The sequence below is a fragment of the Lactococcus termiticola genome (genome assembly GCF_003116835.1).
GTDB classification, from domain to species: domain Bacteria; phylum Bacillota; class Bacilli; order Lactobacillales; family Streptococcaceae; genus Lactococcus; species Lactococcus termiticola.
Genome location: NZ_BFFO01000008.1, coordinates 1 through 25,489 on the forward strand (window position 1 = coordinate 1; position 25,489 = coordinate 25,489).

The 25,489-nt window shown below is 48.3% G+C and carries 23 protein-coding genes and 1 pseudogene; 19 read left to right on the plus strand and 5 right to left on the minus strand.

Annotated elements, in window-relative coordinates:
- Positions 1-130 precede the first annotated feature (130 nt).
- The 4 genes and pseudogenes from NtB2_RS06435 to NtB2_RS06445 all read left to right on the plus strand — a co-directional run.
- Positions 131-319, plus strand: coding sequence for a hypothetical protein (locus NtB2_RS06435; protein ID WP_109246130.1), 189 nt, complete (start codon positions 131-133; stop codon positions 317-319).
- On the plus strand, positions 312-674 hold the full coding sequence (locus NtB2_RS06440) for a Fic family protein (protein WP_109246131.1): 363 nt from the start codon (positions 312-314) through the stop codon (positions 672-674). Before NtB2_RS06435 ends, NtB2_RS06440 begins: the two co-directional genes overlap by 8 nt.
- A 148-nt stretch (positions 675-822) precedes the next feature.
- Positions 823-957, plus strand: a complete 135-nt coding sequence (locus NtB2_RS08795) for a hypothetical protein (RefSeq protein ID WP_263970116.1) — start codon at positions 823-825, stop codon at positions 955-957.
- Positions 918-1,091 (plus strand): annotated as a pseudogene (locus NtB2_RS06445) (IS30 family transposase); the annotation flags it as partial. The gene NtB2_RS08795 and the pseudogene NtB2_RS06445, both read left to right, overlap by 40 nt.
- Positions 1,092-1,158: 67 nt before the next feature.
- Here NtB2_RS06445 and nrdF read toward each other — a convergent pair.
- From nrdF to plsY, 5 genes are all read right to left on the minus strand, one after another.
- Positions 1,159-2,181 (minus strand): class 1b ribonucleoside-diphosphate reductase subunit beta, encoded by a 1,023-nt coding sequence (gene nrdF / locus NtB2_RS06450; protein ID WP_109246132.1) that lies wholly within the window; start codon positions 2,179-2,181, stop codon positions 1,159-1,161.
- A 137-nt stretch (positions 2,182-2,318) separates the two neighbouring features.
- Positions 2,319-4,487: a class 1b ribonucleoside-diphosphate reductase subunit alpha gene (gene nrdE / locus NtB2_RS06455; protein ID WP_109246133.1), complete on the minus strand. Its 2,169-nt coding sequence runs from the start codon at positions 4,485-4,487 to the stop codon at positions 2,319-2,321.
- Positions 4,488-4,541: 54 nt separating this feature from the next.
- On the minus strand, positions 4,542-4,967 hold the full coding sequence (gene nrdI / locus NtB2_RS06460) for a class Ib ribonucleoside-diphosphate reductase assembly flavoprotein NrdI (protein WP_109246134.1): 426 nt from the start codon (positions 4,965-4,967) through the stop codon (positions 4,542-4,544).
- Between the two features lie 3 nt (positions 4,968-4,970).
- Complete coding sequence (nrdH, locus tag NtB2_RS06465) at positions 4,971-5,189, minus strand: glutaredoxin-like protein NrdH (protein ID WP_109246135.1); 219 nt, start codon at positions 5,187-5,189, stop codon at positions 4,971-4,973.
- 117 nt (positions 5,190-5,306) lie between these two features.
- Positions 5,307-5,948, minus strand: a complete 642-nt coding sequence (plsY, locus tag NtB2_RS06470; protein WP_109246136.1) for a glycerol-3-phosphate 1-O-acyltransferase PlsY — start codon at positions 5,946-5,948, stop codon at positions 5,307-5,309.
- A gap of 279 nt (positions 5,949-6,227) precedes the next feature.
- Between plsY and parE the strand changes: the two genes are divergently transcribed.
- From parE to xerD, 15 genes are all read left to right on the plus strand, one after another.
- Positions 6,228-8,165 carry a DNA topoisomerase IV subunit B gene (parE, locus tag NtB2_RS06475; protein WP_109246137.1) on the plus strand — a complete coding sequence of 646 codons (1,938 nt, stop codon included), beginning with the start codon at positions 6,228-6,230 and terminating at the stop codon, positions 8,163-8,165.
- Positions 8,165-9,124: a 3'-5' exonuclease gene (locus NtB2_RS06480; protein WP_109246138.1), complete on the plus strand. Its 960-nt coding sequence runs from the start codon at positions 8,165-8,167 to the stop codon at positions 9,122-9,124. Before parE ends, NtB2_RS06480 begins: the two co-directional genes overlap by 1 nt.
- Positions 9,125-9,261: 137 nt before the next feature.
- Positions 9,262-11,760: a DNA topoisomerase IV subunit A gene (gene parC / locus NtB2_RS06485; RefSeq protein WP_109246139.1), complete on the plus strand. Its 2,499-nt coding sequence runs from the start codon at positions 9,262-9,264 to the stop codon at positions 11,758-11,760.
- Between the two features lie 204 nt (positions 11,761-11,964).
- On the plus strand, positions 11,965-14,112 hold the full coding sequence (locus NtB2_RS06490) for a lectin-like domain-containing protein (protein ID WP_109246140.1): 2,148 nt from the start codon (positions 11,965-11,967) through the stop codon (positions 14,110-14,112).
- Positions 14,113-14,132: 20 nt separating this feature from the next.
- Positions 14,133-14,759 carry a hypothetical protein gene (locus NtB2_RS06495; RefSeq protein ID WP_109246141.1) on the plus strand — a complete coding sequence of 209 codons (627 nt, stop codon included), beginning with the start codon at positions 14,133-14,135 and terminating at the stop codon, positions 14,757-14,759.
- Entirely contained in the window at positions 14,760-15,281 is a 522-nt protein-coding gene (locus tag NtB2_RS06500) for a hypothetical protein (protein ID WP_109246142.1), read from the plus strand.
- Positions 15,278-16,555 (plus strand): glycosyltransferase family 2 protein, encoded by a 1,278-nt coding sequence (locus NtB2_RS06505; RefSeq protein WP_109246143.1) that lies wholly within the window; start codon positions 15,278-15,280, stop codon positions 16,553-16,555. Before NtB2_RS06500 ends, NtB2_RS06505 begins: the two co-directional genes overlap by 4 nt.
- Before the next feature lie 22 nt (positions 16,556-16,577).
- Complete coding sequence (locus NtB2_RS06510) at positions 16,578-17,213, plus strand: SDR family oxidoreductase (RefSeq protein WP_109246144.1); 636 nt, start codon at positions 16,578-16,580, stop codon at positions 17,211-17,213.
- A gap of 255 nt (positions 17,214-17,468) precedes the next feature.
- Positions 17,469-19,940: a DNA gyrase subunit A gene (gyrA, locus tag NtB2_RS06515; protein WP_109246145.1), complete on the plus strand. Its 2,472-nt coding sequence runs from the start codon at positions 17,469-17,471 to the stop codon at positions 19,938-19,940.
- A 46-nt stretch (positions 19,941-19,986) separates the two neighbouring features.
- Entirely contained in the window at positions 19,987-21,063 is a 1,077-nt protein-coding gene (locus NtB2_RS06520; RefSeq protein ID WP_109246146.1) for an FAD:protein FMN transferase, read from the plus strand.
- An 86-nt stretch (positions 21,064-21,149) separates the two neighbouring features.
- A complete protein-coding gene (locus NtB2_RS06525) occupies positions 21,150-21,965 on the plus strand; it encodes a class A sortase (RefSeq protein WP_109246147.1) in 816 nt (271 codons plus the stop codon).
- Between the two features lie 489 nt (positions 21,966-22,454).
- Positions 22,455-22,694 carry a YneF family protein gene (locus NtB2_RS06530; protein ID WP_109246148.1) on the plus strand — a complete coding sequence of 80 codons (240 nt, stop codon included), beginning with the start codon at positions 22,455-22,457 and terminating at the stop codon, positions 22,692-22,694.
- A 70-nt stretch (positions 22,695-22,764) separates the two neighbouring features.
- Complete coding sequence (gene racE / locus NtB2_RS06535; RefSeq protein ID WP_109246149.1) at positions 22,765-24,180, plus strand: glutamate racemase; 1,416 nt, start codon at positions 22,765-22,767, stop codon at positions 24,178-24,180.
- A 37-nt stretch (positions 24,181-24,217) separates the two neighbouring features.
- On the plus strand, positions 24,218-24,730 hold the full coding sequence (locus NtB2_RS06540; protein WP_109246150.1) for a metallophosphoesterase: 513 nt from the start codon (positions 24,218-24,220) through the stop codon (positions 24,728-24,730).
- A gap of 3 nt (positions 24,731-24,733) precedes the next feature.
- A complete protein-coding gene (gene xerD, locus NtB2_RS06545; RefSeq protein ID WP_109246151.1) occupies positions 24,734-25,456 on the plus strand; it encodes a site-specific tyrosine recombinase XerD in 723 nt (240 codons plus the stop codon).
- The last annotated feature ends 33 nt before the right edge of the window (positions 25,457-25,489 follow it).

Here is a 25,489-nt window from a genome sequence, read left to right on the forward strand (position 1 = left end):
AATCGGATTCATCAAGGGCTCAATTATTTAACGCCCAATGAATTTGAACATAAACAACAAAAATTAGCCGCATAGGCAGAAAGGTAATTTACCCATTTTGGTGTCCAGTTTCTTGACTTAATGTCACCATTTGAATTTTGATGTTAGTGAAAAAGATATGACTATACTAGGCGTAAAGTTTGATAATTATGAAGACTTTAAAGCCGTTTGGTATGTAGCTGGTTCAGCAAAATTTGAATCTTTTGAGCCTGATAAAAAATTTATTGAAACTCTCAAAAAGCATAGTCAAGAAAAAAGGTTAGAACTAGCCAATGCCTAAAAAACAATACGATTCTTATGAATATGTTGACCCTGAACAAATCTACACCTATCCTAATTCTACAGTTTTAATCAATATTCAAGGTTACACTAGCCCTCAAGAAGCAATTAAAAATGAAAACATCTATGTCACGCAAAGAGGTCTTGAATTAATTTTCAAGCCTATTTTTGTAAAAACTATCGATGATATAAAAGATATACACCGCTATCTTTTTCAAGATGTTTATAAATGGGCAGGAAGCTTTAGAAAAGTTAACATATCTAAACAAGGCGATCCATTCATTTCACTACAATCCTTTTCTACAGCTAGTCAATACCTCAATTCTCTCTTCCATTATACTCAGCACGAAACCTAATTATACCACTCCTCTAGAACCCCACCCCACCGCAAGCGGTGGGGTTCTTTTTTATTGAAAGGTTTGTATCAATAAAATCGACTTTACAAACTCATAAAAGATGCTATAATATTTATAGCTTAAAATGTAACAAAAAGGAAAAAACATCATGACTAAACTCAACAAGAAAAACCGTATCTTCTTGACCTCTGTAGCCGTAATTGTCCTCGCCGTTGGCGGAGGAATTGCTTATACAAGCCACGAAGCTCAGAACGTGGGACCAATGAAAATCATAATCGCATGATTCTCAGACACCTGCCAAAAGGCACAACAAAGACGACTCCGGAAGAAGTCGCCGTTATTGAGTATTGGATAAATACTTATCCAAGGAAAATGTTTAATTATAAGAGTTCATTTGAGATGAGTTTGACCGGCTAACTTGGACTTGCAATCTGCCAAAAAAATGTTAAATCAAAAAGACTGTTGCCAGTCTTTTTTCATATCCTTATTTCTTCAACCCAATCATATAATCTTCATCAGACATGGCTTCCACTTCACCAAGCAGGTAAGAATTACCAACTTGTGAGAAGAAGTCATGGTTGCTTGAAGAGGTAGAAATACCGTTCATCACGACAGAGTTAACGTCTGCAGCAGTGTCTGGGAAGAGGGGATCTTGGCCGAGGTTCATGAGGGCTTTATTGGCGTTGTAGCGGACGAATTTCAAGACTTCATCAGTCCAGCCGATTTCATCGTAAAGCAGGTGTGAGTAGGCTTCTTCATTCTCATAAAGCGTATAGAGGAGGTCATACATCCAGTCTTTGAATTCAGACTGCTCTTCATCTGTGAGTTCGTTGAAACCGAGTTGGAACTTGTAGCCAATGTAGGTTCCGTGGACAGATTCATCACGGATGATAAGTTTGATGATTTCAGCTGAGTTGGTCATCTTGTTGTTACCAAGATACCAGAGAGGCGTATAGAAACCAGAGTAGAAGAGGCAGGTTTCAAGGAAGACTGAGGCAACCTTTTTCTTGAGGCCAACGATAAGCTTTTCGTGCTCGCTTGCATCAGCAGGCGCTTCAGCCTCATAGTAAGAGTTGATGATTTCAGCCTTCTTTTGCATGAAGCTGTTGGTGTCGACCCAGTCGAAGAGTTCTTCAATCTCAGCCTTGGTGTTCAAGGTTGAAAAGATGGTTGAGTAAGACTTGGCGTGGACGGACTCCATAAACTGGATGTTATTGAAGCAGGCGATTTCCTGAGGGGTCCGGGCATCAGCCTTGAGGACTTCAGCACCGTCGACAGATTGGAGGGTATCGAGCAATGTCAGACCGGCAAAGGCTTTGGCAAAGGTGTCCTGCTCAACCTTAGGGAGTTTCCGCCAGTCGTCCAGGTCGTTAGAGACTGGGATACGGGTATCCAGCCAGAATTGGCTGGTCAGCTTTTCCCAGGTGTGCTTATCAAGCGCGTCTTCGATGGCATTCCAGTTGATGGCTGAGTAGTAGGTAGAGACTTTTTGGTTTTGTTCAGACATGGTTTTTTCCTTTTATTATGACGGAAAAAGATAAAAACGATCATTTTTTATCTTTTTCCTAATAAGGTGACTAGCCAGCTCATATAAGAGCTGGCGTTTGCTTGTTCGAGCGAAAGCGAGTTACAAGCATTGTCACATTAAATGACACAAGATTCACATTGATTCGCCCCAACTTCAGCGGCATCATCAGTAAATGTACGGACATAGTAGATAGACTTGATGCCCTTGTTAAAGGCATAGTTACGCAAGATGGAGAGGTCACGCGTGGTCATCTTATTGGTGGTCAATTTCCATTCATAGAGGTCATCAGGCATAGTAGAGCGCATGAAGAGGGTCATAGAAAGGCCTTGGTCAACGTGCTCTGTAGCGGCAGCATAGACGTCGATGACCTTACGCATGTCTGTATCGTAGGCTGACTTGTAGTAAGGAATGGTATCTGTAGAAAGTCCAGCAGCTGGGTAGTAGATCTTGCCGACCTTCTTTTCCTGGCGTTCTTCGATACGATTAACAATAGGGTGGATAGAAGAAGAACAGTCGTTGATATAGCTGATAGAGCCGTTAGGAGCCACTGCTAAGCGGTAAGAGTTATAGAGTCCACCAGTTTGTACTTCGCTCTTAAGTTGTGCCCAATCTTCAAGACTTGGCACTTCGATGCCATCGAAAAGTCCCTTGATTTTATCAGACACAGCAGCGAAAAAGTCATGCTTGAGGTATTTATCAAAGTAGACACCAGACGCGTACTCAGAGTCCTCAAAGCCTTTGAAGCTTTCGCCACGTTCAACAGCGAGCTTGTTAGAAGCTTTCAGCGTATAGTAGTTGAGGAGCATGAAGTAAACGCTCGTGAACTCTACGGCTTCCTTGCTATCGTAGTGAATGTGGTTCATTGCGAGGTATGAGTGAAGGCCCATGGCCCCAAGACCAATCGCACGCATTTCACTGTTTCCTTTGCGGACAGTTGGCACTGTATCAAGGTTTGAAGTCAGTGAGATGTAAGTCAGTGCACGGACCATGGCCTCGATAGAAGGGCCGAACTCGCTACCAGCAGTCATCATGTTGATGATGTTTGTAGAGCCCAGGTTACATGCGACGTCAGTCCCGACTTGTGCGTAGGTCTGGTCGTCGTTCAATACTGAGGGGGTCTGGACTTGCAGGATTTCTGTACAGAGATTTGACATAGAAATCCGGCCGGCCACTGGATTGGCCCGGTTGGCGATGTCTGTGTTAATGATGTAGGGATAGCCTGATTCCTGCTGGAGTTTTGAGATTTCTTGTTCGAGTTCACGGGCTGAAATCTTGGTCTTGCGGATTTCATCGTCAGCCAGGAGATTGTCATATTCAGCAGTGATATCGACTTCTGCAAATGGAATCCCGTATTTCTTTTCGACAAAATATGGCTCAAAGAGGTACATGTCTTCGCCCTTTGCAACGAGTTCGTAGAACTTGTCAGGAACGTTGAGGCCGAGAGAGAGGGTCTTCACACGGATCTTTTCGTCGGCGTTTTCCTTTTTAGTCGAGAGGAATTGCATGACGTCGGGATGGAAGATAGAGAGATAGACCACACCAGCCCCTTGGCGTTGGCCAAGTTGGTTAGCATAAGAGAAGCTATCTTCAAAGAGCTTCATGACAGGGACGACACCGGCTGCAACCCCATCGTAGCCCTTGATAGGGGCACCAGCTGCACGGAGGTTGGAGAGGTTGAGACCGACCCCACCACCGTTTTTAGAGAGCTGGAGGGCAGAGTTGATGGTCCGACCGATCGAGTTCATGTCATCTGTGAGTTGGAGCAAGAAACAGCTGACGAACTCGCCACGACGTTTACGTCCTGCATTGAGGAAGGTTGGCGTCGCAGGTTGATAACGGCGGTTGATCATGGCAAAGGCAAGGGCCGTGGCGAGTTTTTCGTCACCGTCTGCCTGGTAGAGGGCATTCATCAGGACCCGGTCCTCGAAGTCTTCGAGGTAGAGGCTGCCGTCGTTGTTCTTCATGGCGTATTGATTGTAGAACTTGTAAGCCGCCATAAATGAATCAAAGTGGAAGCCAAAGTCAACCAGCTTTTGATGGAGACCCTCGATAAATTCAGGGCTGTAATTGCGGATGAAGGCTTCTTCGAGGTAGTCTTCAGAAATCAGGGCTTCCAGCTTTTCCATGTAGCTTGCTGCTGTAAAGCGGTTAGGGGCAACGTTTTCCTTGAAAAAAGCTACGATTGCTTCCTTGTCTTTGCCCAGTGGAATTGAGTTGTTGACCGGGATGTTGATTTCGTTGTTGAGCTTGAAATAGCTCACATCTTCGAGTGTTTTAAGAGACATAGTTTTTCCTTATCGTGATAAGAATAAGCCTAGCGGAAGGCACTAGGGCTTATATCAGTGATTGTGATGGCTGTGGATGCTGTGTCCGGCATCAAGCTGGTCGGCAATCTCTTCGACCTTGGCGACATCATCAGGCGTGCCTGAGAATTCAAAGTCGTAGAGGATGGGGATTTGATGCTTTGCTGAGAGCTCCTTGGCTGTGAAGATATAGATGCCAGCAAAGTTGCGGTTACCTGTGCCGATAATGCCTCTGCAGTGCTTGACATTGTCTTTATAAGCCATGAATTCAAAGACAGGGTCCATGATTTCGATAGATTTTGAGACGGTCGGGCTTTCTTCAGCATAGCTGGGCACGACCAGCAAGAAGTCCTCGCTCATTTCCATTTCTGGGTCGTCAGCAAGGATTTCCTGTTGGCTAAGCTTGGTCTTTTCAGCAAAGCGACGGGTTTGACCAGTGACAGAAAAAAAGACAAGTTTCATGATTTAAGCCAATTTTGCCAGGGCAGAAGGGTTGAAGCCTGAGAAGGCAAAGTCATCTTTTGTGATGACTGGAGCAGCCAGGAAGCCCATGTCTTTGACAGTAGCGACGTATTCTGGTTGTTCGTCAATGTTAATTTCAGAAAAGGCAACATTGTGCTCATTGAGCCATTTCTTTACCATTTTACATTGCATGCAGTTGTTTTTTGAATAGACTGTAACCATCTTGATACTCCAAAATTTCTAAAATTGATATGTTCCAATTCTAGTATAAAAAAAAGACTTAGTCAAGTCTTTGGGACTATATATTGTGCTTTTACATAATTAAACTTTTATCAAACACTATATCTTGTGTTGGCCTGAAAGGTTTAAACCCCAAGGAATAAGCGATTCAGTCTTGGATTTTATCCGAGAAATGTTGGCCCGGTGTCTCAAAATAATGATGAGGGCAAGCACTAAAATTATCAGGCTGAATAATAAATCATAGTCTTGAAGGATAAAATGAAAGGCAGGGAAAATCGCAATCCCAATCAAGGCCGAGACCGCCGCCGCAATACTCGAGAGAGAAATCATACTAAATAGGAAGAGGACGATGCCAAAGACGACCAAAATATAGACGAGAAAGAGGGGAGAAAAGCCCAGGACCACGCCACCAGAAGTCGCCACCGCCTTGCCCCCCTTGAAGCCGTCAAAGACAGAAAAGGTATGGCCAATCACAGCAAAGAGGCCAAAAATCAAGGGCGAGAGGCCGTGAAGATGAAAGAAAGTCGGCAGGAGGACAGCCAGCGTGCCTTTGAGCAGGTCAAAGGCAAAGACCCCAATCCCAGCTGTCCGGCCAAGAATCCGAAAGGTATTGGTCGTCCCGGTATTGCCAGAACCAAAGTCATGAAGGTTCTTGTTAAAGAAAATCTTCCCCACCCAAAGACCAGCAGGGACAGCACCTAAAAGGTAGCTTATAATAAGTAGAAGAATTGTTAAGAGCATGTTTTACTTTCATTGATAAAAAATATTTCTTACTATTATAACATATTCTTGTTAATGGGATTGTTGCGGTTTTGCTGCCGGCTTTTGATTGACTAGCGAAGCTGTCTGCTTCCGACCTCTCTATGCCCTTTCCAAAATGCCTGAAAGCTAGCGACTCCTCAAGAATTTACCAAAAGAAAGCCAACGACGGATTTTTGACAAACGTCATCCAAAAATATACAATAGCTAAGATGAATATTTGTATGCTAGGCCTGTTCTAGCATTGAATAGGAGAAGAAATTGGCAATAAATGTAAATAATTATGATGATAGTGCAATCCAGGTCCTGGAAGGGCTGGACGCTGTTCGCAAGCGTCCTGGGATGTACATTGGCTCGACAGACGCGACTGGCCTCCATCACTTGGTCTGGGAAATCGTCGACAATGCGGTTGATGAAGCCCTCTCAGGCTTCGGGACTAAAATCGACGTGACCATCAATGCAGATGGTTCGCTCTCAGTCAGCGACGAAGGTCGTGGGATGCCGGTCGGCATGCATGCCAGCGGGATTCCTACGGTCGAGGTCATCTTCACCGTCCTCCACGCTGGTGGTAAATTTGGCCAGGGGGGCTACAAGACCTCTGGTGGTCTCCACGGTGTCGGCTCTTCAGTCGTCAATGCCCTGTCGACTTGGCTAGAAGTAGAAGTGACCAGAGACGGCAATGTTTACCGGGCCCGCTTTGAAAACGGCGGACACCCGACTGATAAATTTACCAAAATCGGCACGGCGCCCAAGTCTAAGACGGGTACCAAGGTTACCTTCATGCCGGATGCAACGATCTTCTCAACCACCGACTTTAAGTATCAGACCATCTTTGAACGCCTTAATGAATCTGCCTTTCTGCTGAAAGACGTGACCCTCTCCCTGACTGACCTCCGTCAAGAAGAGCCTGAGAAGGCCGAGTTTCACTATGAAAACGGCGTCCAAGACTTTGTTAAATACCTGAATGAAGACAAGGACACACTCACACCCGTCCTTGATTTTGAAGGCGACCAAGATGAATTTCACGTCGAAGTGGCCCTCCAATACAATGACGGCTACTCTGAAAACATCCTCTCCTTTGTCAACAACGTGCGGACCAAAGATGGCGGGACTCACGAAGCCGGTCTCAAGGCAGCACTGACCAAGGCGATGAATGACTACGCCCGAAAGACTAACCTCTTAAAGGAAAAAGACAAGAACCTGGAAGGCTCGGACTACCGGGAAGGCTTGACGGCCGTCCTTTCTATCCTGGTCCCAGAAGAACATCTCCAGTTTGAAGGTCAGACCAAGGACAAGCTCGGCTCCCCTCTGGCCCGTCCGATTGTTGATAATCTGATTTCTGAAAAATTAAGCTTTTACCTGCTTGAAAATGGGGACTTAGCTCAAAACCTGATTCGTAAGGCCATCAAGGCGAGGGAAGCCCGCGAAGCGGCCCGCAAGGCCCGGGAAGACTCCCGCAATGGCAAGAAGAAGAAGGACAAGGGCCTGCTTTCTGGCAAACTGACGCCTGCCCAGACCAAGAATCCAAGCAAGAACGAGCTCTATCTGGTCGAAGGGGACTCGGCCGGTGGTTCTGCTAAACAGGGCCGTGACCGGAAGTTCCAGGCGATTTTGCCCCTGCGTGGTAAGGTCATCAACACTGAAAAAGCGAAGATGCAAGACATCTTAAAAAATGAAGAAATCAACACCATGATTTACACGATTGGTGCAGGTGTCGGTGCTGATTTTAGCCTAGAAGACAAGAACTACGACAAGATCATCATCATGACCGATGCCGACGATGACGGCTCTCACATCCAGGTCCTCTTGCTGACTTTCTTCTATAGATATATGAAACCTCTCGTTGAAGCCGGCAATGTCTATATTGCCCTGCCGCCGCTTTATAAGCTAAGTGAGGGTAAAGGCAAGAAGGAAAAGGTCGAGTATGCCTGGACCAACGCTGAGCTCGACGACCTCCGCAAGGACTTTGGTAAAAACGCCAATCTCCAACGTTATAAGGGACTCGGTGAAATGAACGCTGACCAGCTCTGGGAGACGACCATGAACCCTGAAACGCGGACACTGATTCAGGTGACCATTGACGACGCAGCCCAGGCTGAAAAGCGGGTCTCTGTCCTCATGGGCGACAAGGTCGAACCTCGTCGGAAGTGGATTGAAAATAACGTCAAGTTTACTTTAGAAGAAGAGACTGTATTTTAATGAAAAGCTATGTTGTCTTTGACTTTGAAACGACGGGTTTCTCGCCGGTCAAAAATGAAATCATCCAGATTGGTGCGGTCAAGTTTGATGCCGAGACGCATGAAGAAGTCGCCAGGTTTAATCAGCTGATTAAGCCTGAGCGGTCTTATGTGTCGACGCATATCGCTAATCTGACGGGGATTCATGGCAAGGACTTGCTGGATAAGCCGGTCATTGCTGAGGTCCTGCCGGATTTTCTGAGCTTTATTTCAGGCAGTCTCTTGATTGCCCATAATGCGAATTTTGATATGAGCTTTCTCCTACAGGAAGTGGAAGATACTGGCCTAGAGCTGACTGAGAGCTTTGAAGTCTATGACACGATGGTCGAGGCCAAGCGCTTGATTTCAGCCAAGTCTTATAAGTTGGAAAATCTTAAAAAACAGCTGGGGATGTCTGATGTCCGGAGCCATGATGCTTTGAACGACTGCCTGATCACGGCGAAGCTTTATCAGCATTTGCTGGGATTAGTAGACGAGACTGAACGGCCGGTATCTGTGCCTGTTGCGAAGAAGATGATGAAAACTGTCGCTAAAGCTCCTAAGGCCACTGCGACTCCTGAAGACGAACAACTCGACCTCTTCTCCGACTTTTCCGTAGATCAGCCTGAGGAAGCGACTGCTAAGAAGCTCATCTACACGGCTTCTGGTTTCGTCCAGGTCCAGAAAGGTTCTCCTGACAGCATTTCTGAAGAACTCCGGCGTGAGCTGGGGCTGCCGATTACTCGTGGCCTGGTCTACTATCGTGAGGTTGAGCACAAGTCTTGGGCCATGCTGAATGTCAAGGGCATGGGCATCCTCCAGGAATACTCAAGCGGGGCCAGCCTCCTGATTGCCCTGGAAAATAACGAAGAAGTCTGCATCCACTCCGACTTCCTCAAGGAAATGCAAAAAGCGAATTTTATTGCAGATTATAAAAAATAAAAACAAGATGTGAGATGAGCCCGTTCAGAAAGTTGGTCTTTAGGAAATTTCAGGTTCTGCCAAAGGCAGGTTGTGGGATTTATCTAATTTCCCAACTTTCTGGCTCATCGAACTCAATTAATTATTAAGGAAACAAAATGGCAAATGATAGAATACAGTCTCTTCCCTTAGAAGAGATTATGGGCGACCGATTTGGTCGCTATTCTAAATACATCATCCAAGAGCGGGCCCTGCCCGATATTCGTGATGGCCTGAAGCCTGTTCAACGCCGTATTCTCTATAGCATGAACAAGGATGGCAATACCTTTGACAAGGCCTACCGTAAGTCGGCCAAGTCTGTAGGGAACATCATGGGTAACTTCCACCCCCACGGCGATAGCTCGATTTATGACGCCATGATCCGGCTTTCACAGGACTGGAAAATGGGCGAGCCCTTAATCGAAATGCACGGGAATAACGGTTCAATGGACGGTGATCCACCAGCTGCCATGCGTTATACAGAAGCCCGGCTTTCTGAGATTTCTGGCTATCTTTTGCAGGACATTGAAAAAGAGACGGTCAGCACGGCCTGGAACTTTGACGACACGGAAAAAGAACCAACCGTCCTGCCAGCCAGTTTCCCCAATCTCTTGGTCAATGGTTCAACAGGTATTTCTGCTGGTTATGCGACGGACATTCCGCCCCATAATCTGAGCGAGGTCATTGATGCAACGGTCTATATGATTGACCATCCCAATGCTGACGTCGAAAAAATCATGACGCTTATGCCTGGGCCTGATTTCCCGACCGCTGCGATTATCCAAGGGCGCGATGAAATCAAAAAGGCTTACGAGACCGGAAAGGGCCGAATCGTCCTCCGGGCTCGGACCTCTATCGAGAGCATGAAGGGTGGTCGTGAGCAGATCGTCATCACTGAGATTCCTTATGAGCTCAACAAGGCCAACCTGGTCAAGCGAATCGATGAGGTCCGTGTCAACGCCAAGGTGCCTGGCATCGCTGAAGTCCGTGACGAATCAGACCGTGAAGGCCTGCGGATTGCCATTGACCTCAAAAAAGAGGCTGACAGTCAGCTGGTGCTGAACTATCTGCTGAAGAATACCGACCTGCAGATCAACTATAACTTCAACATGGTCGCGATCGACAAGATGACCCCTGTCCAGACCGGTGTCATCCAGATACTCAAGGCTTATGTGGCCCACAGGCAGGAAGTCATCGTCAAGCGGAGTCAGTACGACCTCCGTCGGGCTGAAAAACGCCTCCATATAGTCGATGGGCTGATCAAGATGGTCAGCATCCTCGATGAGGTCGTCGCTACCATCCGGGCCAGCGAGAACAAGTCGGATGCCAAGGAAAACATCAAGATCAGCTTTGGCTTTACCGAAGAGCAGGCGGAGGCCATCGTGACCCTGCAACTTTATCGCCTGACCAATACCGACATCGTGACCCTGCAAGAAGAGCAAAAAGAGCTCCAGCAGAAGATTTTAGAGCTCAAGGCTGTCATCAATGATGAAGGCACACTCTTTAATCTGATGAAGCGGGAACTCCGTGAGGTCAAGAAGAAATTCGGTAAGCCACGTCGCAGTGAGCTTCAAGATGCGGTCGAAAGCATCGAAATCGAGGTCAGCGACCTGATTGTCGAAGAGGATACGGTGGTCTCTGTGACCCGCTCTGGCTATATCAAGCGGACCTCGCCTCGTAGCTTTGCTTCATCTAAGATTGAAGAAATCGGGAAGCGTGACGACGATGAGCTTGTTTTCTGGCAGAATGCCAAGACGACCCAGCAACTCTTGATTTTTACAGACCGGGGAAATCTTATCTACCGGCCGATTCACGAGCTTTCTGACCTGCGTTGGAAGGACATCGGCGAGCATCTTTCTCAGACATTGAGCAATTTTGACTCTGCTGAAAAGATTATCCATGTTGAGATTGTCGGCAACTTTGATGAGGGCGTCTACACGATTGTCACCAAAAACGGTCAAATCAAGCAGGTGGAACGCTCTGCCTTTAAGCCTTGGCGGACCTATAAGAGCAAGTCGACCGTCTATGCCAAGCTCAAGTCTGAGTCAGATAAGGTCGTCCTGGTCAGCGAGAGCAAGACGAGTGACATCATGCTGGTCTCTGAGACAGGCTACGCTCTCCGATTTAATCTGGACGATGTCCCTGTCATCGGGGCCAAGGCCGCTGGCGTCAAGGCCATGAACCTCAAGGGCGACGACCAGATTGCTTCAGCCTTCTTTGTGACGGCTGACAGCTGGTATCTCCTGACCCAGCGTGGCTTTATCAAGCGGGTCAAGGCGGACGAGATTCCTGCGACATCAAGGGCAAACCGGGGACTTCAGGTCCTGCGTCCCCTCAAGACAGCTCCGCATACAGTCTTTGCGGCTGGCCTTGTGACGGCGAAACTTAAAGATGTGGCTGAGGTCATGAGCGATGAGCTGGACTTGTTTAGCCAGGAAGCAAACGTTGTGACGGAGGCTGAAAGCAGCCTTCCTTCGGTTGAAACACTGGAAATCACGACGGACCAGGCCAAGGTCTTTGACGTGATTTTGGATGACCTCAGACTTTCTGAGCGGACTTCAAACGGCCATCCGATTACAGATGAAAATATCAGACTTGTTTCTGTAAAATTGAAATAAGGAGCTGATAAATGAATGGGGAACTGCGGTTTTCCATTTTTTTGATGCCTGAAAATCATGAAAGCCCTTTATAATTATTTCGCTTTCGCATCAAAAGTACCAAAAGAAATAAATATGAAATTTGCGAGACAAATTACTTGTGGTATCAAGTCTAAAGTTATAAAATAATATAATCTATAATTCTTATAAGGAATCAAAATCGTCATGCTCGCTTTTAATTTGAAGACCACAGGGAAAAAATCTGCCATTATCATCACTGGCTTGCTTTTGAGCACGGCTGTTTTGGAGGCTTATCAGATGAGCCAGGGGCAGAGTCCGGTCAGCCTTGGGCAAAGTGCCTATGCGTCGAGCTTGAGTCAGTCGCTGATGCCTGGGCTGACGACGGATACAGGGAACCATAATTATACTGCCGGCGATGTCCAGGAGTCGAGTAACTGGAGTCTTTCAGGTTCTGCAAGCAAGACCTTGGATAGTCCTTTTACAAGCCAGCTCGTCAATGATAAGTCGCAGGCTGGCCTCGCCCTCTTTAATGGGGCCTTGGACATGACGCAGAAGGTGGCCTTTTCTGGCCAGTTCTCAGTTTCGGTTGAGAGCTCATTACTAGTCTATGACGCCAATGCCATGGACGGTGGGGATTCGCTTGGATTTATCATGACCCCTGCCAATGCCAGTCAGATTGAGGCGAACCTGTCGCATTCTGTTGGAGAAAACCTCGGGATAGGCGGACTGAGTAACTCTATTTTTGCAGGCCGAGACTTATATAGTAACTCTGATGTCGATGAGGAGATTCCAGGGCAGACCATCAATAGCAACCGTAAAGGGGCGGACGGGATTGCCATTCGCCAGACGGATGCTACGGGCAAGCTCTTGACGTCGAGTTATCCAGCAGTCGGTGCTCCAGATGCAGGCGAAAAATCTGGCCTTTACAGCACAAACAAGATTACTGAAAAAATGAGCCTGAGCTGGACTCCGGAGACGGTGAATCCTGACGGGACTGTGACGGGAAGCCTGAGCTATGAGCTCACGGCTTTGACTGGTAGTGATGCCGGCAAGAGATACCAGATTGAAGCCCAACAACTGACGGTCAGCAAATCATTGTCACTCGGCGTTGTCGGGGCGACCGGTGGTAATTACAGTAGCATGACCTATGCCAATGACGGCTCGGCCTTGATTGCTGGCAAAGGAACAGGTCAAGTAGAGGTCGATTATTTGGACGATGCGACCCAGCAGGCTATTCCAGGGACTTCAGCCTCACAAATCATCGGAAATGTCGGGGACAGCCTTTCTGTCATCGCTCCTGATGCAGGCTTTGAAAGCAGGCCGACGAGCTATAGCTTTCCGGCCGTGAGTGTCCCAGGTTACAGCTATGTCAAGTCTGATCCAGCCCTGACCCTTGAAAACAACAGCCAGAGCGGACCGATAAAGGTTTATTATCAGGCTGATGAGCAGACGGCGCAGTTTAATTTCAAATGGGCGACGCCTTCCAGCGGAAAGCTGCCTGCGGATATCACAGAGCAGGGCCTGACCGATAGGACGATCGCTGAGCCTGACTTGAACCTGGCGAGTGACCAGACGCTGACTTCAGTCATTGGGCCAGATGGCAAGAGCTACAGCAGTCTGACTGAGGCCCTGGCGGCCCATACGACTTATAGTGCGACTTCAAATGACTTCACTATCTATGTTAAGGGACCGGCTCCAACTTTGCCGACTATCCCAAGTCAGCCTACAGTACCTAGTCAACCTACAACACCGAGCCGGCCAACGAGTCCGACAGCACCTAGTCAACCTACAGTTCCAACGCTTCCAACAAGTCCAACAACTCCAACAAGTCCGACTCAACCAACTATAGCCGTGACTCCAACGACACCGACCCAGGCGACTAGCCCACAGGCACCAAACACACCAAACACTCCAAATAAGGTCCGCCAATCCCAGCCGGTCATTCTCCCAGACCGCTCAGACGACGATCTAACCCCAGAAACAACGGCGCCCACTGAAGCAGAAACACCTAGCACTAGCAAACCAGAGCCAAGCCAACCAAGCCCAACTCCCCAAAACAATAAGAAAAACAAGTCTAGCAAGCAGACCAGCACAGCCCAAAAGACAACGAGTCACAAAGTCGACCAGGCCAGCTTGGCTGCTGAAAAAAAAGAAAAGGAACGTAAAGCTTTGTTACATGCAATCGCTGTTGAATCAGCTGGTGGTGGCGGTGCCGTTGTCGGTATTGGCCTTTCTGCCGGCCTCTGGCTCCTTGTTGAACGCCTGATTCCTGGAGGCTTACTTGCCCTCCTCTTTGGCTGGAAACGCCGTAAAAAAGATGACGAAGAAGAAACGCCATCTAACAGCAAATAAGGACAGAAAGGAAATCAATCATGCTCAAAGAATATAGCTCACGCCTGATGGATGCACTGGAAGTCCTTGAAAGAGGGATTTTTGGAATTAACGACCTCAAACGGGAATTTGAATACCGGGCGAACAAGCTGGTCAACCAGCAGGCCCTGATTGCCTGCCTGATTCTGCCCTTGATTTTGATTACGATCTACACCATCAACGGCTCAGGCCTGGTCGGAAAATCAATCGCTGAGACTAGCCCGACAGAAAGCTTCCTGCGGATGTTCGTTGCTAGCTTTGTCACAGTGACACTAGGCATCGTGCTCAATGTCGGCTTTAAGTTTCTTTGGTATCAGGACTATCTCCCAGCCGGCAAGACAGCCAAACAACAAAAACTCATGCCTGAATTTGCCAAGGAAGTCCGACCAAAAATCCAAGAGGTTGAAGCGGTTCTCAATGATGAGGCCGTCAGCCATCCCAAACTCCCAGAAGAATTTATCAACTTCAACGCCCTAGACCGGATTGCCCAATATGAAGCCAACGGCCAGGCTGATTGTTTTGAAGAAGCGGTCCGCCTCCTCAAAGAAGAGGAGAATCCCTTGCTGACCCAAGCACAGAAAGAGAAGTTGGTCCATCAATACCAAGAATTAAAAAACGAGGAAATTTAATTGTTAGCAGTCAAGAAAAAGAAATTTGACAATGTCCTAGAAGGGGGCTTTGTCGAAGATTTATTTTTTGCAAAATCAAATTGGATGTTAAAAGTCCGTGAAATTGCAGTACCAGTCATTCTCTGGGGCGGTTTCTTTTATTCACAGCTCTCGATCATCAATTCCTACAGCCCAAAGGCCTTCATCCCCTTCATGTACCACTGGAGCAATGAAGAAGGCCACGACTTTACCAACTATGTCTCATTGGCTTTGACAGTTGGTTTTGCAGTGGTCATGGCATTTTCTATCTTTCTTTTGCTCAGAAATAATCATAATGAAAAAGTCTATTTTGAGCGACACAAGCTCTACGATGAAGCCAAGGTCAAGCAGAGAGAAGAAGCGCTCGACAGCTTTTATGAAGCCCGCTTCGGCGACCGAGAAAGCCGTGAGAGCATCCGTTTCTACAGTGTCAAGGCAGAACAAAACTTCCAAAACGGTGAAGTAGAGGGACTATTTAAGGAAAAAGGATTGGAAATCAAATGAGTCTGATAAATTATACGGCCGACCTCCTCTTTTTTTATCCGCTGATTGGGGCCATGGCCTGGATTATCGGTGGTATTTTCTACCGTTTCTTTTATAATGGCCGGATCAAGCACTATACGAGAATCGCTCCTGAAGATGAGCCGATGATTACGATTCTCGTCCCAGCCCACAATGAAGAGCTGATGATTGAGGACACGATTGACTATCTGGCCAATGAAATCAACTACAGCAACTACGAAATCCTGGTCTGTGATGACGGCTCAACCGATACCACTCCCTATATTCTCCAGCGTTTGATGGCAAAATACGATAAACTGAGGGTCCTCCGCATTGAAGCCAATAAGGGCAAAGCCCATGCCTTCAACGTCGCCCTGGGGTTTGCCAAAGGAGAGTTTATCCTCTCAAATGACGCCGACACCGTCCCTGAAAAAGACGCCCTCTGGAAGTACATGCAACATTTCCTGGGTAAGAAATACCAGAATACCGGTGCTGTCACCGCCAATATGGACGTGCAAAACCGGAGTCTGCTGGTCGAAAAGTCTCAGACCGTCGAATTTTCTTCGATTGTTGGCATTATCAAGCGGGCGCAGATGGGTGTCTTGGGCTCTATGTATGCCTATTCTGGTGCCAATACCATGTACCGTAAATCAGCCGTCTACGATGTCGGCCTCTGGCGACAAGACCGGGCGACCGAGGATATTTCCATTGCCTGGGACCAGCAGTTTAACGGCTGGCATGCTGTCTTTGCTCCCAACATCATGTTTTACATGAATGTGCCCAATACCATCGACATGCTCTACAAGCAAAGAAAACGTTGGGCCAAGGGTGGGACAGAGGCCTGGATTACCAATTTCAAGCGGATTTTGAGACACCCTCTCAAGAACCTACCTAAGACCATCATGCTGCTCGATCAGACGGGCTCTATCGCCTGGGCCTTCTTTTATGTGATTGGGACCTTGATCACGCTAGCCCAGTTCGTCTACTTTATCCTGGTCGGCGATTTTCATGAGATTAACAAGTCGACCGACGTGGTCTTTATCTTCTTTAGTTTCATGATTTTCATCGGCTTCTGTCAGCTCCTTGTCAGCCTGCTTTTAGACAATCACAGGGCCAAGCTCAAGTATATCTTCTTTGCTCCCTTGTATATGGCCATGTATTGGCAGATTAATATTGTCTCCATCATTACTACCTTTATCCCAGCCATCAAGGCTGTCATGGGCATGGAAGGTGAAGGCACCTGGGTCAGCCCAGAGCGGACCAAGATGCGTCGTTAAGTCAAAATAGAAAAGAGAAATTATGAAAGTATTTGTCGCAGGATCTAGCGGCCGGGTTGGCCTTAAAACTTTAGAAAAATTAGTTGAAGCAGGACATACGGTCACAGCTGGGGCTCGCAAGCCTGAGCGTCTGCCAGTTATGGACGGGATGACTCCGGTGGACTTTGACCTGACCCTGTCAGTCGATGAAATGGCCAGAGCCGTCAAAGGCCATGCCGCCATCATCGTGACCGCAGGATCAGCCGGCAAGAGCCTCCTACAAATCGACCTTTTTGGTATGACCCAGCTCATGCAGGCGAGTGAGAAGGCCGGCGTCAAACGCTTCGTCCTCCTCAGTAGCATCTTCGCCCTCGAACCAGAACGCTGGGTCGGCCCAGGCTTTGAGCAGTTGAAGGACTACTATATCGCCAAGTACTTTGCCGACCTGTATTTGACCGAGCAGACCAGCCTCGACTATACAATCCTCCAGCCAGGAAGCCTCAAAGAAGAAGCAGGCACAGGCCAAATCAGCCTAAATGACAGCCAGTCTGCTCCAGCCCATATCGAAGACGTAGCAGAAACACTTACGGCGATTCTCAACCATCCGAATACTATTGGAAAAGTGCTTGGTATGCATACAGGCGGAGAAGCAATTAGCGAGGCCCTAAAAGCCCAATAAAAGGCACAAGTGGAGTGCAGGAAAACAGGGCGGATGCAGTGGAATAAGGCAATTTTTGAGACCTAGGCTCAAAAATTAGGGATGGAAGCCAAAGGCTTCGCTCCCGGCCCCCCCACTCCATCCGCCCTGTTTTCCGGAACGAAACGGACCCATACATTCAGGCACTTCCAAAAGCCTCCTAAATCCCGATAAAGCTAGCAATAAGCTAGTTTTTTTGTTATAATTATAGGTAAGTTAACCTTGAAAGAGAGCAAGATGGAAGATAAAAATATTGTCAACGTCAATCTAGCCGAAGAAATGAAAACAAGTTTCCGAGACTATGCCATGTCAGTCATTGTGGCCCGTGCCCTGCCTGACGTACGGGATGGTCTCAAGCCCGTCCATCGCCGGATTCTTTACGGGATGAATGAGCTGGGCACAACGCCCGATAAACCCCACAAGAAATCTGCCCGTATCACCGGTGACGTCATGGGTAAATACCACCCCCACGGCGACAGCTCAATCTATGAAGCCATGGTCCGCATGGCCCAATGGTGGAGCTACCGGCATATGCTTGTCGACGGTCACGGGAACTTTGGTTCTATGGACGGCGACGGGGCAGCGGCCCAGCGTTATACCGAAGCCCGCATGGACAAGATTACGTTGGAAATGCTCAAGGACATCAACAAGAACACGGTTGACTTCATCGACAACTACGATGGGACCGAGCGTGAACCAGAAGTCCTGCCAGCCCGATTCCCAAATCTCCTCGTCAACGGGACGACAGGGATTGCCGTCGGGATGGCAACCAACATCCCGCCTCATAACCTGGGCGAAACCATCGATGCTGTCGACATGCTCATGGAAAATCCAGAAGCGACCACGCAAGAGCTCATGAGCGTCCTGCCTGGCCCTGATTTCCCTACAGGAGCTTTGGTCATGGGTAAATCCGGCATCCGTCGGGCCTATGAGACCGGGAAAGGCTCGATTACACTTCGTGCCAAGACCGAAATCGAAGAGCTTAACGGTGGCAAGGAACGCATCATTGTCACTGAGCTACCTTATATGGTCAACAAGGCCAAGCTGGTCGAGCACATCGTCCGTCTCAACCACGAAAAACGGGTCGAAGGCCTGACCGCCGTCCGTGATGAGTCCAACCGTGAAGGAATCCGTGTGGTCATCGAGGTCCGCCGTGACATGTCAGCCCACGTCATCCTCAACAACCTCTTCAAACTGACCAGCCTCCAAACTTCCTTTGGTTTCAATATGCTGGCTATCGAAAAGGGCATTCCTAAAATCCTCTCGCTCCGTCAAATCCTGACCGACTATATCGAGCACCAGATTGAAGTCGTCGAACGCCGGACCGCCTTTGACAAGGCCCGTGCAGAAGCCCGGGCCCATATCTTGGAAGGCCTGCGGATCGCACTGGACAACATCGACCGGATGATTAGCATTATCCGTGAGAGCCAGACCGATGCCATTGCCCAGCAGACCATGATGAGCGAGTTCAGCCTCTCTGAGAAGCAATCTCAAGCGATTCTCGACATGCGTCTCCGTCGTCTGACCGGCTTGGAACGTGACAAGATTGAAAATGAATACAATGAACTGGTTGCACTGATTGCTGACCTGGCTGATATTCTCGCCAAGCCAGAACGCGTCAAGGCTATCATCCGTGAAGAGCTGGAAGAAGTCAAACGGAAGTTTGCTGATAAACGCCGAACAGAGCTCCTGGTCGGCGAGGTCCTCAACCTCGAAGACGAAGACCTGATTGAAGAAGAAGACGTCTTGATTACCCTCTCAAACAAGGGTTATATCAAACGCCTGCCAAACGATGAGTTCCGTGCTCAAAAACGTGGTGGCCGTGGCGTGCAAGGCATGGGTATGACCGATGATGACTTTGTGCAACACCTGGTCTCAAGTTCGACCCATGACCATCTCCTCTTCTTTACCAATCAAGGCCGGGTCTACCGGATGAAGGGCTATGAAATCCCTGAATACGGACGGACCGCTAAGGGTCTCCCTATCGTCAACCTGCTCAAGCTCGACGATGGCGAGAAGATCCAGACCGTGATTAACGTCGATAAGTCAGAAGCCGAACGCTATCTCTTCTTTACCACAAGAAACGGGATCGTCAAGCGGACAAATATTGGCCAATTCTCCAACATCCGGACCAACGGCCTGAAAGCCCTCAACCTCCGTGAAGGCGACGAATTGATCAATGTCCTTCTGACCGACGGCTCACAAGAAATCATCATCGGGACCCACAACGGCTACTCTGTCCGCTTTGAAGAAGGCCTCGTCCGTGATATGGGCCGCGGAGCCACTGGGGTCAAGGGGGTGAACCTCCGTGAAGGCGACTACGTCGTTGGCACCTCAACCGTCAACAATGACCAAGAAGTCCTCGTCATTTCAGAGAACGGTCTTGGAAAACGGACAGCTGCTGAAGAGTATCCGACCAAGGGCCGTGGCGGTAAAGGAATCAAGGTCATGAACGTGACCGAGCGGACCGGTAAACTTGCTGGACTGACCGCCATCTCAGGCGATGAAGACATCATGGTCATCACAGACACAGGTGTCATTATCCGGACCAATGTCCAAAACGTCTCTCAAACTGGCCGTGCCACTCAAGGTGTCAAGGTCATGAGACTGGACGACAAGGCTCAGATTGTAACCTTTGCCCTGGTTGAAGCTGAAGCAGAAGCTGAAAACGAAGACGAAAAAGCCACTGAGACCACAACAGAAGAATAAAAAGGGAGGCAACGTTTTCACGTTGTCTTTTTCCTAGGTAAAGCCAATGAAAAAAACTTTAGCTATCGCACTCACAGCTGTCAGCCTCCTGCTCCTCACAGCCTGCAGCTCCCAAAAAGAAAGCAGTGAGCTCCTGACCAATCCCATCAAGGAATCGACCACAACCATGGGGACCTATGTCCAGGTCAGCGTCTACAATCCAGGCAAACGGCCAGCTGCCCAAGAGGCCCTGCGGATCGCCGAGTCTTACAGCGACCTCATCAGCATGAAGGCCAAGAACTCTGAAATCAAGAAGATCAATGATTCTGCTGGCGAGTCAGCCGTCCGAGTCACTGACGACGTCTACCAGCTCGTCAAGCTCGGCTACCAGTATTCTGCCAAGCATGAAGGCTACGACATTACAGTCGGCCCGTTGAGTGGCCTCTGGCACATTGGCTTCCCAGATGCCAAAAAGCCGAGTCAGGCTGAGATTGACCAGGCAGTCCATCTGATAGATTACAAAGACATTCATTTTAATGACGAGCAAAAGAGTATCGAGCTTGAGAAAGCTGGCATGTCGCTGGATTTAGGCTCGATTACAAAGGGCTATGTGGCCATGAAGATGGTTGACTATCTCAAGAGCAAGGGGGTGACCTCTGGAATTGTGGACCTGGGTTCCAGCTCGATTTATGTCATCGGCGATTCTGCCCGTGGTGCTGGTCAGCCCTGGAAAATCGGCATTAAAGACCCCAACCAGCCAAACGGCGACCAGCTCGGTGTGATCACAGCCAGCAACCAGCACATCAACAGCTCAGGCATCTACGAACGCTATCTCCTGGCAGATGGCAAGCGTTATTCGCATATTCTGGACCCTAAGACTGGCTATCCTTTTGACAATGACCTGGCTAGCGTCACCCTCTTGATTTCTGGCGATGATCCGACCAATGGCGACGGCCTTTCTATGATGGTCTACGCCATGGGCACCAAGAAGGGCTATGATTATATCCTCCATCATGAGAAGGTCCAGGCCATCTTCATCGACAAGAAAAATCGGATTTTTTTGACGCCTGGCATGAAGGATAAATTCACGCTTTCAAAAGACAGTCAATTTAAGATTGCTGATATTTCAGAGGCCTCTGACTGATGATTTCAGACAGGCAAAGGGCTAGTCTTAATGCCCTTTTTATGTTAGACTTAGTATTAAGAAAAATGAACATTTAAGAGGAATGAATGGAAGCAAAGAAGAAGAAAAAAAGCAGTAATGGCCTGGTCAACACGCTGATTGTCCTCCTTTTATTGGTCGGACTCGTCCTCGTCTTTAACGAGCCTGTCCGTAATTTTTTCATTGGCCTGAACAGTGGCCTCTACCAGATTCACAATGTCAGCCGGACAGAGATTGTTAAAAATCAGGAAAAGCAGGGCAACTTCGACTTTGCCAGCGTCAAGGCGGTCAGCTTTAACGACGTGGTCAACTACCAGTTTGGCACACCGCCACTCCCTGTGATTGGCCAGATTGTCATGCCCGATGTGGGCCTGAGCCTTCCGATTTTCAAGGGGGTCGATAGTGACGCGCTCATGTACGGGGCCGGCACCATGAAGGCCAACCAGGTCATGGGCCAAGGCAACTATGCCCTGGCCAGCCATAACGTCACCGGCTATGACAGCGACCTGAGCCTCCTCTTTACACCACTCGAGCATGCCAAGACCGGCATGAAAATCTATACCACAGATAAGGAAAATATCTACGAGTACCAGGTCTCAAGCGTGACCGTAGTCAATCCTGATGCCGTCTCCGTCATCGACGACAAGCCTGGCAAGAGCGAAATCACGCTGGTCACCTGTGCCGACCCAGAAGCCAGACAACGTATTATCGTCAAGGGCGACTTCGTAGGCAAGGGACCTTATGATGGTAGCCAGGCCCAAGCGGAGACCAAGAAGGTCTTCAGCGAACAGCACAAGGAGCTGAATCTGAATGCACAGCCCCTCAAGACGATTGTTGAGCTTTTGAATTATGCTAATAAGTATTTGCCAGTTTATAAGATGTGATGGAGATACGCCTTGCCTGAAGCAGGGCTGTTTTTATTTTGCTAGCCAGTCAGTCGCATGGGGGTAAGGAAAGCTTCGCTTTCATTGCTAAAGGTCGATCTCTTTGGTTTCTCGTGTGCCTTGTTCACTATTCAATGGGCTTTTTCTTAACTGCTGCTGAGCTCAATAGCAGATCATTCGTTCCCAAAAAAACATGAGTGGGGAGACTATACACAGTGAAGGAGCAGAGTGGCTGGGATTTCGCCCAGTGAAAGGCAATTTGGGAGACCGTTAGGCCTCACAAATTAGGCATGGAAGCTGGAAGCTTCGCTGCCGGCCCAGGGCCAAATCCTGGCCACTCTGCTCTGGAACGACTTAAGCACAACTTACCTCATTTCTCAGCAAAGAGCTTATAAACCTTAACAACCTGTATTGACAGCAGAAAAAACTGACAACCCTCAGTTTTTTTGATATAATTAAGTATCATTCAAAAACTTGAAAGGTGATCTGATGAATATCGTTATCGTAGTTATTATTGCTATTGTTGCCCTCCTGGCTGGGACGGCTCTTGGGGTTTGGATTAGCCAACGCCAGACCAAGAAAATCCTCATGGAAAACCCGCCCCTCAATGAAGATGCGGTTCGCATGATGATGAGCTCTATGGGCCGTAAGCCTTCTGAGACTCAGGTACAACAAGTCCTCCGTCAGATTCGTCAATCAGCGAAACAGGCAGAAAAAAAGAAGAAGTAAGAAAAACAGAGCAATCTGTTTTCTATTTACAGGATATTTTACATAATATTAGTTATGAAAAGGAGCAAAGATGGACAATAGACCTATTGGATTTTTAGACTCAGGTGTTGGTGGCCTCACGGTCGTCAAAGAGCTTTTACGGCAACTGCCTAACGAAGAAGTCATCTACATCGGTGACTCAAAGCGGGCCCCCTACGGCTCAAGAAATAAAGATGAAATTTTGGCCTTCACTTGGGAGATGGTTAATTTTCTCCTTTCTAAAAATGTAAAAATGATTGTCATGGCCTGCAATACAGCAACCGCTGTCGCCCTGGAGGACGTCAAAGAAAAACTCGACATCCCTGTCCTGGGTGTGATTCAAGCCGGTGCCTCAGCAGTGGTCCAAAAGACCCGCAGCAAGCAGGTCGCCGTCATTGCGACCGAAGCTACTGTCAAATCCTCAGCCTATAAGGACATCATTCACCGCAAGTCACCGAGTGTTGAGCTGACGAGCCTGGCCTGCCCTAAATTTGTCCCCCTGGTCGAAGCTAATATGATGGCAATGCCAGAGGCTAAGGCCGTCGTCAAAGAAAGCCTTGCTCCATTAAAAGGCAAGGTCGACAGCCTGATTTTAGGCTGTACCCACTATCCCCTGCTCAAGCCTCTGATCCAGGAGGAGATGGGCCCAGAGGTCCAGCTCATCGACTCAGGGGCTGAGACGGTCCGGGATATTTCTGTCCTGTCCAATTACTTCCTGATTTCAGGCAGCGAGCGAGAAGCTATCCAGCACCGTTTTTATACAACGGGTGACCCGGCTACCTTTAAGGCGATTGCAGGCCAATGGCTCAATATTGATGATATTAAAGTAGAAGAAGTTGACCTCAGCCAAAGTCAGCCCAAGACAAAAACTCTTATCGTCGCTACTCGAAACCAGGGCAAGGCCAGAGAATTTGAAGCCCTATTCTCAGACCGGGGCTACAGCATCAAGACCCTTAACGACTATCCTGAGCTCCCTGAAATCGAAGAGACGGCCGACAGCTTTGAAGGCAATGCCCGCCTCAAGGCGGAGACCATCGCTGAAATCACAGGTGAGCTGGTCGTGGGCGACGACTCAGGCCTCTGTGTCGATGTCCTCGGTGGCCTGCCTGGTGTCTGGAGCCACCGCTTTGCCGGTCCAGACCCAACAGACGAGCAAAACATGTCCAAGCTCCTTCATGAGCTGGCTTCAACAGCCCTAATACCAGAACGTCGAACCGCCCATTTCCATACGACACTCGTCGCATCCATGCCTGGAAAGGAAAGTCTGGTCATTGATGCCGACTGGCCTGGTAGAATCGCCACAGCACCTAAAGGGGAAGATGGCTTTGGCTACGACCCGATTTTCTTGGTCGGCAATGGCGACCTGACTGCAGCCGAGCTCCCCTTTGAAGAAAAGAACGAGCAATCCCACCGGGGCCAGGCCTTGCGCAAATTGATGGTCGAGTTGCCATCCTGGCTTGACAAATAAATTTACATAGTGTATATTATGTAAAGAGGATAAAAATATGTTTCTTGTAATGAGTGATTCTCACTATGACCGCAAGGTCGTCGAGCAAATTAAGGCAAAATACCAAGGCCAGGTCTCAGCGATTTTTCACTGCGGAGATTCTGAGCTGGAGTCATCTGACTCTGTCTGGTCAGGCGTTCATGTTGTCGCAGGCAACTGTGACTATGACCCTGGCTATAAGGAAAGCAAGCTGGTTGAAGTCGAGGGCAAGCGTGTCCTCATTAGTCATGGCCACCTTTACAATGTCGGCTTTGGCCTAGACCGCTACAGCTATTTTGCTGAAGAGCAGAAGGCTGATATTGCCTTGTTTGGCCATATCCACCAGCCGGTTGCCCAAGTCATCGGCAAGACCCTTTTTATCAACCCGGGTTCTGTTTCACAGCCTAGGGGGCAGTACAATATAAAGATGTATGCGACTGTAGAAGTAGAGGATAACTACTACAAGGTCACATATTATACACTAGAGCATGAGCCGATTGACGGCTTAGCATTTGAATTTACTATCGGATAATTTATGAAACTACCCAATGAGGTCCAGGCTTTTCTGGAAAGCAAACAATTCTCAAAGAATACAAAGGCAAACTACCTCTATGATCTCCGTCATCTGATGGCCTTTTTTGAGGACCAGGAGCTTTCTGATGAAAGCCTCAAGCTCTATAAAAAGAGTCTGGGAGAGCTTTCGGCAACAGCCCAACGACGTAAGATTTCATCGACCAATCAATACCTTTCTTATCTCTATCAACAGAAAAAAATTGATAGCTTTTTCAAGATGACTCAAGTCGCAGCGGCCCCTTCTGCTAGCAATCCTAGGACAGTGGCAGAAATACAGGACTTTAGTTCCTTCTATAAGCCACTGACTGTGACCTCGCCAGGCCATTTCCTGGCCCTGGTCATCCTAGAATTTGGTCTGAATTTTTCAGAAATCCAACAGCTCCGCTGGGAGGACTTCAACTGGAACTTCAAAGTCTTGACCATCGAAAAGTCTGGCATCAAGCGTGTCCTCCCCATCGACGACCGCTTTGCCCTCATGGTCAAGCAGATCAACAATGCAGACGAGCTCTTTACCAAGTCCAGACAGTTCTTATATCTGGAGCTGAAGAAGTACACGCCAATCACAGCCAAGGCCCTGCGTGAGCAATATATCTTGAGGCAGGTCGCTGAAGGAAAGACCATCTACGAACTTGCCCAAAACCTGGGTCTGCTCACAATTTACACGCTTGAGAAATATTACAGATAAGGAATTTTACATTATATTTATTATGTAAACTCA

Bases quoted from the DNA above. Each gene is read 5' to 3' on its own strand.
- NtB2_RS06440 (WP_109246131.1), top strand. From the start codon at position 312: ATGCCTAAAAAACAATACGATTCTTATGAATATGTTGACCCTGAACAA.
- NtB2_RS08795 (WP_263970116.1), top strand. From the start codon at position 823: ATGACTAAACTCAACAAGAAAAACCGTATCTTCTTGACCTCTGTAGCC.
- nrdF (WP_109246132.1), bottom strand. From the start codon at position 2,181: ATGTCTGAACAAAACCAAAAAGTCTCTACCTACTACTCAGCCATCAAC.
- nrdE (WP_109246133.1), bottom strand. From the start codon at position 4,487: ATGTCTCTTAAAACACTCGAAGATGTGAGCTATTTCAAGCTCAACAAC.
- nrdI (WP_109246134.1), bottom strand. From the start codon at position 4,967: ATGAAACTTGTCTTTTTTTCTGTCACTGGTCAAACCCGTCGCTTTGCT.
- nrdH (WP_109246135.1), bottom strand. From the start codon at position 5,189: ATGGTTACAGTCTATTCAAAAAACAACTGCATGCAATGTAAAATGGTA.
- plsY (WP_109246136.1), bottom strand. From the start codon at position 5,948: ATGCTCTTAACAATTCTTCTACTTATTATAAGCTACCTTTTAGGTGCT.
- NtB2_RS06480 (WP_109246138.1), top strand. From the start codon at position 8,165: ATGAAAAGCTATGTTGTCTTTGACTTTGAAACGACGGGTTTCTCGCCG.
- parC (WP_109246139.1), top strand. From the start codon at position 9,262: ATGGCAAATGATAGAATACAGTCTCTTCCCTTAGAAGAGATTATGGGC.
- NtB2_RS06490 (WP_109246140.1), top strand. From the start codon at position 11,965: ATGCTCGCTTTTAATTTGAAGACCACAGGGAAAAAATCTGCCATTATC.
- NtB2_RS06495 (WP_109246141.1), top strand. From the start codon at position 14,133: ATGCTCAAAGAATATAGCTCACGCCTGATGGATGCACTGGAAGTCCTT.
- NtB2_RS06505 (WP_109246143.1), top strand. From the start codon at position 15,278: ATGAGTCTGATAAATTATACGGCCGACCTCCTCTTTTTTTATCCGCTG.
- NtB2_RS06510 (WP_109246144.1), top strand. From the start codon at position 16,578: ATGAAAGTATTTGTCGCAGGATCTAGCGGCCGGGTTGGCCTTAAAACT.
- gyrA (WP_109246145.1), top strand. From the start codon at position 17,469: ATGGAAGATAAAAATATTGTCAACGTCAATCTAGCCGAAGAAATGAAA.
- NtB2_RS06520 (WP_109246146.1), top strand. From the start codon at position 19,987: ATGAAAAAAACTTTAGCTATCGCACTCACAGCTGTCAGCCTCCTGCTC.
- NtB2_RS06525 (WP_109246147.1), top strand. From the start codon at position 21,150: ATGGAAGCAAAGAAGAAGAAAAAAAGCAGTAATGGCCTGGTCAACACG.
- NtB2_RS06530 (WP_109246148.1), top strand. From the start codon at position 22,455: ATGAATATCGTTATCGTAGTTATTATTGCTATTGTTGCCCTCCTGGCT.
- racE (WP_109246149.1), top strand. From the start codon at position 22,765: ATGGACAATAGACCTATTGGATTTTTAGACTCAGGTGTTGGTGGCCTC.
- NtB2_RS06540 (WP_109246150.1), top strand. From the start codon at position 24,218: ATGTTTCTTGTAATGAGTGATTCTCACTATGACCGCAAGGTCGTCGAG.
- xerD (WP_109246151.1), top strand. From the start codon at position 24,734: ATGAAACTACCCAATGAGGTCCAGGCTTTTCTGGAAAGCAAACAATTC.